Annotated in this window: 7 protein-coding genes; 3 read left to right on the top strand and 4 right to left on the bottom strand. The window is 75.3% G+C overall.

Annotated features, from left to right (window positions below; translation table 11 throughout):
* The 3 genes from ABZ016_RS37090 to ABZ016_RS37080 all read right to left on the bottom strand — a co-directional run.
* The coding region (locus ABZ016_RS37090) for a phytoene/squalene synthase family protein (protein WP_356921141.1) at nt 1–911 on the bottom strand (911 nt) is incomplete at its 3' end.
* Nucleotides 908–2452, bottom strand: a complete 1545-nt coding sequence (gene crtI, locus ABZ016_RS37085; RefSeq protein WP_356921140.1) for a phytoene desaturase family protein — start codon at nt 2450–2452, stop codon at nt 908–910. The genes crtI and ABZ016_RS37090, both read right to left, overlap by 4 nt.
* Complete coding sequence (locus ABZ016_RS37080; protein ID WP_356921139.1) at nt 2449–3900, bottom strand: polyprenyl synthetase family protein; 1452 nt, start codon at nt 3898–3900, stop codon at nt 2449–2451. The genes crtI and ABZ016_RS37080 overlap by 4 nt, the downstream gene beginning before the upstream one ends.
* A gap of 186 nt (nt 3901–4086) precedes the next feature.
* Between ABZ016_RS37080 and ABZ016_RS37075 the strand changes: the two genes are divergently transcribed.
* Genes ABZ016_RS37075 through ABZ016_RS37065 form a run of 3 tightly spaced genes read left to right on the top strand, consistent with a single transcriptional unit; the run spans nt 4087 to nt 7681 of the window.
* A complete protein-coding gene (locus ABZ016_RS37075) occupies nt 4087–5280 on the top strand; it encodes a lycopene cyclase family protein (RefSeq protein WP_356921144.1) in 1194 nt (397 codons plus the stop codon).
* Nucleotides 5281–5297: 17 nt separating this feature from the next.
* Nucleotides 5298–6122 (top strand): methyltransferase domain-containing protein, encoded by an 825-nt coding sequence (locus ABZ016_RS37070; RefSeq protein ID WP_356921138.1) that lies wholly within the window; start codon nt 5298–5300, stop codon nt 6120–6122.
* Entirely contained in the window at nt 6119–7681 is a 1563-nt protein-coding gene (locus ABZ016_RS37065) for an NAD(P)/FAD-dependent oxidoreductase (RefSeq protein ID WP_356921137.1), read from the top strand. Before ABZ016_RS37070 ends, ABZ016_RS37065 begins: the two co-directional genes overlap by 4 nt.
* 98 nt (nt 7682–7779) lie before the next feature.
* Here the strand turns inward: ABZ016_RS37065 and ABZ016_RS37060 are convergent, their stop codons facing one another.
* Nucleotides 7780–9156: a deoxyribodipyrimidine photo-lyase gene (locus ABZ016_RS37060; RefSeq protein WP_356921136.1), complete on the bottom strand. Its 1377-nt coding sequence runs from the start codon at nt 9154–9156 to the stop codon at nt 7780–7782.
* Nucleotides 9157–9160: the final 4 nt, after the last annotated feature.

Below are 9160 nucleotides of genomic sequence, written 5' to 3'. Positions count from 1 at the left end.
GCCACCCGCAACAGGCCGTCCGCGGCGACCGCGGCCCGGCGCCGTCGCGGCACCACGGCGCGGCGGTGCAGCACGGCGTACCCGGTGGCGGCCACGGCGTCCAGGATGCCGCCGTACAGGACGAACGCGGTGCGGATGCAGGGCCGGGAATCCGGCGCGAGCATCGCGATGCCGGGCGCGGCGCGCCGGTAGGCGGCGCGGGTGAGCGACTCGAACTCCCGCAGCGCCGCGGTGACCCGCCGGTCGGTGCGGCCGGTGTCCCGGCCGTGGCGGAGCAGGTCACGATGGGCACCGTGGCACTCCAGCAGGTCCCGGGGCAGGTAGATCCGGCCGCGGTCGAGGTCCTCCCCCACGTCCCGCAGGAAGTTGGTGAGCTGGAAGGCGATTCCGAGCTCGGCCGCGTGGGGTGCGGCCTCCTGACGGGATGTCACGGTGCCGAGTACGGGAAGCATCTGCAGGCCGATCACCGCCGCGGAGCCGTGCATGTAGCCGCGCAGGTCGTCGTAGGTGGCGTACGAGGTGACCGTCAGGTCGCTGCGCATGGAGGCGAGGAAGTCGGCGAAGTGCCGGTGCTCGATGGTGTGGCGGCGTGCGGTGTCGGCGAGGGCCCGCACGACCGGTTCGGCGCCGGTGCCGCGGGCCAGGCCGTGGGCCAGGTCGTCGTCGAGTCTGTCCAGGGCGCGGGCGCGTTCCCCGGGGCCGGCGTCGCTGTCGAGGGAGTCGACGATGTCGTCGGCCCAGCGGGCGAAGCCGTACAGGGCGTGCACGGCTGGGCGGCGATCGGGGGTGAGCAGGCGGGTGGCGAGGAAGTAGGTGCGGCCGTGCCGTGCGTTCAGCTCACGGCAGCGGGTGTAGGCGGCGCGCAGGGCCGGGTCGGTGATGCCCGCGGCATCCAGTTCCCGCATGGTCATGGACGGGCTCCTTCGGGACGGGGCCGGGTCCGGCCCCGGCGGGAGGGGGGCGTGCGGCTGCCGCCGGTGATGCGGGCGGCGGCCAGCTTGCCCGACAGCAGGACCGGCGGGACGCCCACGCCGGGCGTGGTGCCGCAGCCCGCGAGAACGGCGTTGACGGTGCCGCGCACCAGGTTGCGGGGGCGGAAGGGGCCCGTCTGGGCGAAGGTGTGCGCGGCGGAGAACGGCGTCCCCGCGGCATGTCCCTGCGCGGTCCAGTCGGCGGGGGTGACCAGGCACTCCTCCTCGATCGCCGAGGCGATGCCGTCGAGTCCCCGGCGTTCCAGCTCGCTCAGCAGGGCGTCGCGGTAGCGGGGTCCGAGGTCGTGCCAGTCGGTGGGACCGGGGCCGATGCCGGTGTGGGGGCAGGGGGCGAGGACGTAGTGCAGGTGACGGCCGGGTGGGGCGAGTGCGGGGTCGGTGGCGGTGGGGCGGGTGATCAGCAGGGACGGGTCGCTCATCAGCCGTCCGGTGCGGGTGAGCTCGTCGAAGGTGCTCCGCCAGGCGCGGCCGAAGGACAGGGTGTGGTGGGCGAGTTGCGGCCAGGTGCGGTCGCAGCCGGCGTGCAGGATCACCGCCGACGGGGCGTGCCGCAGCCGCACCGGGCGGCGTGGCGTGCGCCCCAGGAGCCGGTAGGCGACCGGCAGTTCCGGGGTGAGGACGACGGCGTCGCAGGCAATGCGTTCCTGGTCGGTGAGCAGCACGGCGGTGACGCGTTCGCCGGAGCGTTCCAGCGCGGTGACCGGCCGTCCGTAGCGGAAGGTCGCACCGGCCGCCTGGGCGGCCTCGGCCATGGCCGAGGGCAGCGCGTGCATGCCGCCGCGCGGGAAGTACACCCCGGCGACGGTGTCCATGTAGGCGATCACCGCGTAGGCGGCGAGGGCACGCGCGGGCGGCAGGCCCGCGTACAGGGCCTGGAAGGTGAAGATCCGGCGCAGCCGCTCGTCGCGCAGGTGACGGGCGACGCCGGCCTCCCAGCGGCCGAAGCCGCCGAGCGCGGCAAGCCTGACCAGGTCGGGGCCCAGCAACTGCCAGGGGGAGTCGAAGTCGGCGTCGAGGAACCGGTTCCGCTCGGCGCGGTGGAGGGCGGTGAGCCAGTGGCGCAGGCGGCGGTATCCGGCCGCCTCGGCGGGACCGGCGAAGCGTTCCACCTCCGCTTCCATCAGGTCGGCGTCGGTGTGCACGTCCAGTGCGCTGCCGTCGGCGAAGGAGGCCCGGTAGGCGGGGCGCAGGGGAATCAGTTCGAGGTGGTCGTACAGGGAGGCGCCGACGGCGGCGAACGCCTCGTCGGCGATCTCGGGCATGGTGAGCACCGTGGGTCCGGTGTCGATGTGGTAGCCGCCGCGGACGAGTCGGCCGGCGCGCCCGCCCGGTCGGTCGTCGCGTTCGACGACGGTCACCCGGCGCCCCGCGCCGAGCAGGTGCAGCGCCGCCGACAGTCCGGCCAGGCCGGCGCCGACGACCACCACGTGGTCGGTCGGCCCCTTCAGAGTTCGGGTCATCGGCTGCTCTCCGCTCCCCCGGTGCCGGGCGCGGCGGCGACCGGCAGGCCCCCGGCCGGGCCGGCCGCCTGCCCGGGTGTGCCGGTGATCGCCGTGAGCAGTGTCCGCAGGGCGGCCGCCGGGCCAGGCTCCGGATCGGCGGCCGCGAGGTGGCGCAGGGCCTGGCGGCAGAGGCGTTCGGTCTTCTCCTGGACCAGGTCGCGGGTGCCGGTGGCGGTCAGCACGTCACGGACCCGGTCCAGGCCGCTCTCGGTGAGGTCACCGCGGCCGAGTGCCGCGTCCAGGACGCCGAGGGCGGCCCGGTCGCCGTCGGCGGCGGCGCGGGCACGGGCCACCGCCATGAGGTAGGTCGGCTTGCCCTCGCGTACGTCCCCGCCGGACGGCTTGCCCGTGACGTCCGGATCGGCGAAGAGGTCGTCGAGGTCGTCCCGCAGCTGGAAGGCGACCCCGGCGCAGCGGCCGGCGCGGCACAGCGCCCGTGTGGCTTCCTGCCCGGCACCGGCCAGGGCGGCTCCGAGTGCGAGGGGGCGCTCAACGGTGTACCGAGCGCTCTTGAGGCAGGCCGAGCGCAGAGCGCGGTTCGGTGTCGGACGACCGGTCGCCTGGCCCTGTATGTCGAGGTACTGGCCGGCGACCATCTCCGTCCGTGTGCCGCGCCAGATGTCGCGGACGCGGGCGAGGGCCTCGGGCGGCAGACCGTCACCGTTCAGCAGGAGGTCGGTCATCACGTCGTCCGCCCATGCGAGCGCCAGGTCGCCGGCGAGCACGGCGGCCGCGTCCCCCAGGCGCCGCGCCACGCCGGGCGTACTGCCGCCGTTCGGGTGGGCGGACACGCCGGGCCCGGTGTCGCCGTACTGGTGGGCGACGGCGGTGTGCAGGGCGGGGCGGCCCCGGCGGGTCGTGGCGGCGTCCATCAGGTCGTCGTGGACGAGCGCGCAGGTCTGCAACAGCTCCAGTGCCGCACCGGCGTGCAGTGTCGCCCGGACCTGTGCCGGAGTGCCGCCGCCGCAGGCGCGCAACGACCACCACAGCAACCGGGGGCGGATCCGGCGTCCGCCGCGCCGGGTGAAGTCGGCGACCCGAGCGGCGAGGTCCTCGGCGAAGAGCGGGTCCAGTTGGCGGGCGCGGGCCAGCCGGGTGGCGAGGAGCCGGTCCAGCACCGCGCGGATCGCCGCCGTCACGTCGGCGTCGACGACGCGGGGGTCGGTGCCGGCGCCGCCGGGGTCACGGCAGCCCTCGTCGTGGCCGAGGGTCCCGGGGCGGTCGGCGTCATGCGGGTCCGCCGATGGATCGCGGCCTGTGGCCGCGTCGGTCGCCACCCGGTCCGGGGAGGCCGGAGGGTGCCCGTCGTGATGCGCGGCCAGGCCACCCGGCGGTGCCATGGAATGCCGGAAGGTCGCCCGGGTGGAGCACATCGCGTTCCTCTCGACCGTCGTCACATCGTTCACGTCGAGACACATTCCGCGTGCGGTGCCGAACCGGATGCGCCGACCGGGTAATCGCTCGCCGTTCGGGCACGAGTGCCCGCGACACACAGCGCGCTGCCTGCATCCGATCGGCCCGTACGGCCGGAACACTGGTCGGCACCGGGCCGACGGTTCGTCATGGCCGGTGCCGGAGAAGGAGCAGTGGTGGTGGATCTGGAGGCCGATGTCGCCGTGGTGGGAGCCGGCGCGGCGGGACTGTCGCTCGCGCTGCGACTGGCCCGGCCGCCCGCGGGCGCCCGACGGCTGGACACGGTGCTGCTGGCCGCGCCCCCGGGTCCGGCCCGCACCCCACCGCGCACCTGGTGTTTCTGGGAGCAGGGTGGCGGGCCGTACGACGAGGCGCTGGCGGCGTCCTGGGCGAGGCTGCGGGTGCGCGGCGCCGACGGCACGGCCGTGACCGCGGGAATCACTCCGCTGCGCTACAAGATGCTGCGGTCCGACGCCTTCGAGGCGCTGGCCGCCCGCGCGTTGTCCGGCGGGCCGGTGTCGCGTGTCGAGGCGACCGTCGAGCGGGTCACGCCGGCCCCGGACGGTGCCCGGGTGCGGGCCCGCCGCGCCGACGGCGAGGGTGTCGTCGTCCGCGCCCGCTGGGTGTTCGACTCGCGTCCCCTCCCCCGGCTCCCACCCGCCCGTACGACGCTTCTCCAGCACTTCCGGGGCTGGTTCGTCCGTACGGCGCGGCCGGAGTTCGACCCGTCCGTCGTGGAGCTGATGGATTTCCGCACACCGCAGCCCGCGCACGGGCTCTCGTTCGGGTACGTGCTGCCCGTCGGTCCGCACGAGGCGCTGATCGAGTACACGGAGTTCTCCCGCCGGGTGCTCGACCGCGCGGAGTACGACCACGCGCTGCGGGACTACGCGGAGAGGGTGCTCGGTCTGCGGGCCTTCGAGGTCACCGGGTGCGAACAGGGGGCGATCCCGATGACGGACGCCGACCTTCCCCGGCGAGCCGCGCCAGGAGTCTTCCGGATCGGTGCCTGCGCCGGGGCCACCCGTCCCTCGACCGGCTACACGTTCAGCGCCGTTCAGCGCCAGACCGGCGCGGTGGCCGACGCGCTGCACGGGGGACGGCATCCGTTGCCGCCGCGCCCCCACTCCGTCCGTGCCCGCCTCATGGACGCCGTGCTGCTGCACGCCCTGGACCGCGGCCGGGTGGACGGCCCCGCCTTCTTCACGCGCCTGTTCCGGGAGGTTCCCACGCCGCGGCTGCTGCGGTTCCTGGACGGCGGTACCAGCCTGCCGGAGGACTTGGGGATCGGCGCACACGTGCCCGTCACCGCGATGCTCGCCTCCGCACTCGCCCTCCCGCTCACCCCGCGCCGGCCCCCGCCGGCCGCCTGACACCGGAGCCCGACCGTATGCCTCTTCTGCGCGACGCCGACCTGGCCGACGCCTTCGACCACGCTGCCCGCAGCTACGACGCGCTCGTGGCCGCCAACCCCGGTTACCACGCCCACCTGCGCCGTTCGGCCCGCCGGCTCGGCCTCCCTCCGGGCGGCGGGGGCTTGCGGGTGCTGGACCTGGGATGTGGCACCGGAGCGTCCACCGCCGCCCTGGCGGCCGTGCTGCCCGGCGCGGACATCACGGCGGTGGACGCCTCGGCGGGCATGCTGCGGCGCGCGGCCGGCCGGCCGTGGGGGCGGACGGTGCGGTTCGTGCACGCGCCGGTGGAGCGGCTGGACGAGGCAGGGGTGAGCGGCCCGTTCGATGCGGTCTTCGCCGCCTACCTGCTGCGCAACGCCGCCGATCCGGACGCCGTGCTCGCCACGGCCCATCGGTTGCTCGCGCCCGGCGGCCGCATGGCGGTGCACGAGTACGCCCTCAGCGGGCGGGCCGGGCACCGCGCGGTGTGGAGCGCGGTGTGCGGTGGGCTCGTGCTGCCGGTGGCCATGCTGCTCGGGGACGGGCCGCTCTACCGTCACCTGTGGCGCAGTGTCGTCGACTTCGACACCGCGGGGGCCCTGGGCCGGAGGGTCGAGCGGGCCGGTTTCGAGCGGGTGCGGGTCCTGCCGCTGCCCGGCTGGCAGACCGGCATCACACACACCGTGGTGGCCCGCCGGCCGGCAGCGGACCGGTGGCATGCCGAGACGGACGGCAGCACCGGTGGTGGCCGGGCGGGTACACGACCGCACGCGGTGCGGGGCGAGGACACGGGACCGCGCGGCGGGCGGAACCCGCGATGACCGTCGGCCCCCGGCGCGCAGCGTTCCGCCCCGGACGGGACCGGCTGGCCCGGCTGCTGCCCGCGCCGGGCGGAACGCACCGCGCCGATCCCTCGGGTGCTCCGCGCGCCGCCGTCGTCGGGGGCGGCATCGCCGGGCTGACGGCCGCCACCGCGCTGGCCGAACGCGGGGTGCGGGTCACGTTGTACGAGCGCGAGCCGCAGCTCGGCGGGCGGTTGGCCGGCTGGCCCACCCGGCTCGCCGACGGCAGCACGGTGACGATGAGCCGCGGCTTCCACGCGTTCTTCCGCCAGTACTACAACCTGCGGGCGCTGCTGCGTCGCACCGATCCTGCCCTGTCCCGCCTGACCGGCCTGCCGGACTACCCGCTGCGCCATTCGGGCGGTGGCCGGGACAGCTTCCGGCACGTCCCGCGCACACCGCCGCTGAGCGCGCTCGGCTTCGCCGCGCTGAGCCCTTCCTTCCGGGCGCGCGACCTGGTCCGGATGAACGCCCGCGTCGCGCTGCCGCTGCTCGACGTGCGGGTGCCCGAGGTGTACGACCGGCTCGACCGGGTCAGCGCGCATGAGTTCCTGGACCGGATCCGTTTCCCGGCGGCGGCGCGGCACCTGGCCTTCGAGGTCTTCTCGCGCAGCTTCTTCGCCGATCCGCGTCTGCTGTCGGCGGCGGAGATGGCGCTGATGTTCCACGTCTACTTCCTCGGTTCGTCCGAGGGTCTGCTGTTCGACGTGCCCGGCGAGCCGTTCCCGCAGGCGCTGTGGGACCCGCTCGCCGCGTATCTGACCCGCCGCGGAGCCGACCTGCGCACCTCCGCTCCGGTCGAGGCGGTCACGGCTCTGCCCGACGGTGGTTTCACGGTGGCGTCCGGTGACGCCGAGGAGCGCTGCGACGCCGTGGTCCTGGCCCTCGACCCCGGAGCGCTGCGGGCCGTGGTGGCGGGGTCGGGTGGGCTCGGGGACGAGGTGTGGCGCGACCGGGTGGCGCGGCTGCGCACCGCACCGCCGTTCCTGGTGTCGCGCCTGTGGCTGGACCGGCCCGTTCGCGGTGACCGGCCCGGGTTCCTCGGCACCAGTGGGTACGGCCCCCTGGACAACGTCAGCGTCCTGGACCGCTGGGAGGGGGAGGCCGCCCGCTGGGCCGCACGCACGGGCGGCTCGGTGCTGGAACTGCACGCCTACGCGCTGTCCGGCGACAACAGCCGGGAGACGCGGCAGAAGGAACTGCTCACGGAACTGCACCGGATCTACCCGGAGACCCGCCCGGCCCGGGTGGTGGACGCCCGCCACGAGTGGCGCGCCGACTGCCCGCTGTTCCCGGTCGGCGGGTACGGCGACCGGCCTGCCGTGGTCACTCCGACGCCCGGTCTCGTCGTGGCGGGTGACACCGTGCGCACCGGACTGCCGGTGGCGCTGATGGAACGCGCGGCCACCAGCGGTTTCCTCGCCGCCAACGAGCTGCTCGCCCGCTGGGGCCTGCGCGGGCATCCGCTGTGGACGGTGCCAGAGAAGGGCCGTGCGGCTCTGCTGCGGTGGGCGGCGCGGGCGGCACACGAGGGGTGACGTACGCCGGGACGCGGCCGGACGGTGCGCGGCGCACGTGCGCGGCGCACCGGGCCCGGTGGCGGTCCGCCCTGTCGCCGCCGTCTCAGCCCTGTTTGTCAGCCCTGCTTGTCACGGGCCCGCCGGAACCGGTCCAGTCCCTCGGACAGCCGCACGACGGGATCGGGGTAGTCGAGCGTGGCACGGTCCAGGCCGGGCAGCTTCCACGGCTCGTGGACGGCCGGGGCGTCGAGGCCCGCCAGTTCGGGCACCCAGCGCCGCACGTAGGTGCCGTCGGGGTCGTACCGCTTGGCCTGGATGACCGGGTTGAGGACGCGGTCGGGCCGCGTGTCGGTGCCCGTGCCCGCCATCCACTGCCAGTTGAGCTGGTTGTTGGCCACGTCGCCGTCGACCAGCCAGTGCAGGAAGTGGGCGGCGCCGATGCGCCAGTCGACGTACAGGGTCTTGGTCAGGAAACTCGCGGTGAGCAGCCGGGCCCGGTTGTGCATCCAGCCCTCGTGGCGCAGCTGCCGCATCGCCGCGTCGATCACCGGGTAGCCGGTACGGCCCTGCCGCCATGCCTCGATGTCGTCGCCCGCGGTGCGTTCGGTGCGCCAGCGGTCGCGTTTGGTGCGGTAGTCGGTGCGGGCGGCGTCAGGGCGGGCGGCGAGGACCTGACGGTGGAAGTCGCGCCAGGCGAGCTGCCGTGCCAGCGCTTCGGCGCCCGGTCCGCCGTGGCGGCGCGCCCGGTGGATCAGCTCCACCGGGGAGAGGGTGCCGAAGTGCAGGTGCGCGGAGAGCCGGGAGGTGCGGTCGGCGGCCAGGTCGTCGCGGGTGTCGTCGTAGGCGCCCAGACCGCGTCGCCAGTAGGCGGTCAGCCGCTCGCGGCCCGCGCTCTCGCCACCGGCGGGCAGGGCCGGCGAGATGCCGGGGACGTCGTCGCGTGCGGGCAGCGGCTCGCCCTTCACGTGCTCGGGGACGGGCACCCGGCGCGGGACGGCCACGACGTCACGCAGCCGGGTCTGCGTCCATTGGCGGTGGTAGGGCGTGAAGACGGCGAAGTGGTCCGACCCGGTGGGGGTCACCTCGCCGGGCGGTACGGCCACGGTGACCGCGTCATGGACGAACAGACGGCACCCGTCGGCCTCCAGGGCGCGCCGCAGTCCGTCCTCACGGTGGGTGGCGAACCGGCTGTGCGCCGCCGCCATGTGCACCTCGTCGGCGTCCGCCTCGGTCACCACGCGGCACACCTCCTCCACCAGGTCGCCGGAGCGGACCACGAGCCGTCCGCCGCGCTCGCGCAACGAGGAGTCGAGGTCGGTCAGGCAGTCGGCGAGGAAGGCACTGCGGTTGGGGGTGGCGAACCCGGCATCCGTCACGGCACGGTCGCGCACGAAGAGCGGGACGACCGCGCCGGCGGAGTCCAGGGCGGCGCGCAGCGGCGGGTGGTCACGCAGCCGCAGGTCGGAGGTGAACAGGACGACTGAGACGTGCATGGGC

Origin of the sequence: Streptomyces sp. NPDC006372 (genome assembly GCF_040612515.1) — a bacterium.
Classification (GTDB): domain Bacteria; phylum Actinomycetota; class Actinomycetes; order Streptomycetales; family Streptomycetaceae; genus Streptomyces.
This window is presented reverse-complemented; position numbering and strand designations above follow the sequence as displayed.

Excerpts from the sequence above, each read along its gene's own strand:
- crtI (WP_356921140.1), bottom strand. The coding sequence starts at position 2,452 with ATGACCCGAACTCTGAAGGGGCCGACCGACCACGTGGTGGTCGTCGGC.
- ABZ016_RS37070 (WP_356921138.1), top strand. The coding sequence starts at position 5,298 with ATGCCTCTTCTGCGCGACGCCGACCTGGCCGACGCCTTCGACCACGCT.
- ABZ016_RS37065 (WP_356921137.1), top strand. The coding sequence starts at position 6,119 with ATGACCGTCGGCCCCCGGCGCGCAGCGTTCCGCCCCGGACGGGACCGG.
- ABZ016_RS37060 (WP_356921136.1), bottom strand. The coding sequence starts at position 9,156 with ATGCACGTCTCAGTCGTCCTGTTCACCTCCGACCTGCGGCTGCGTGAC.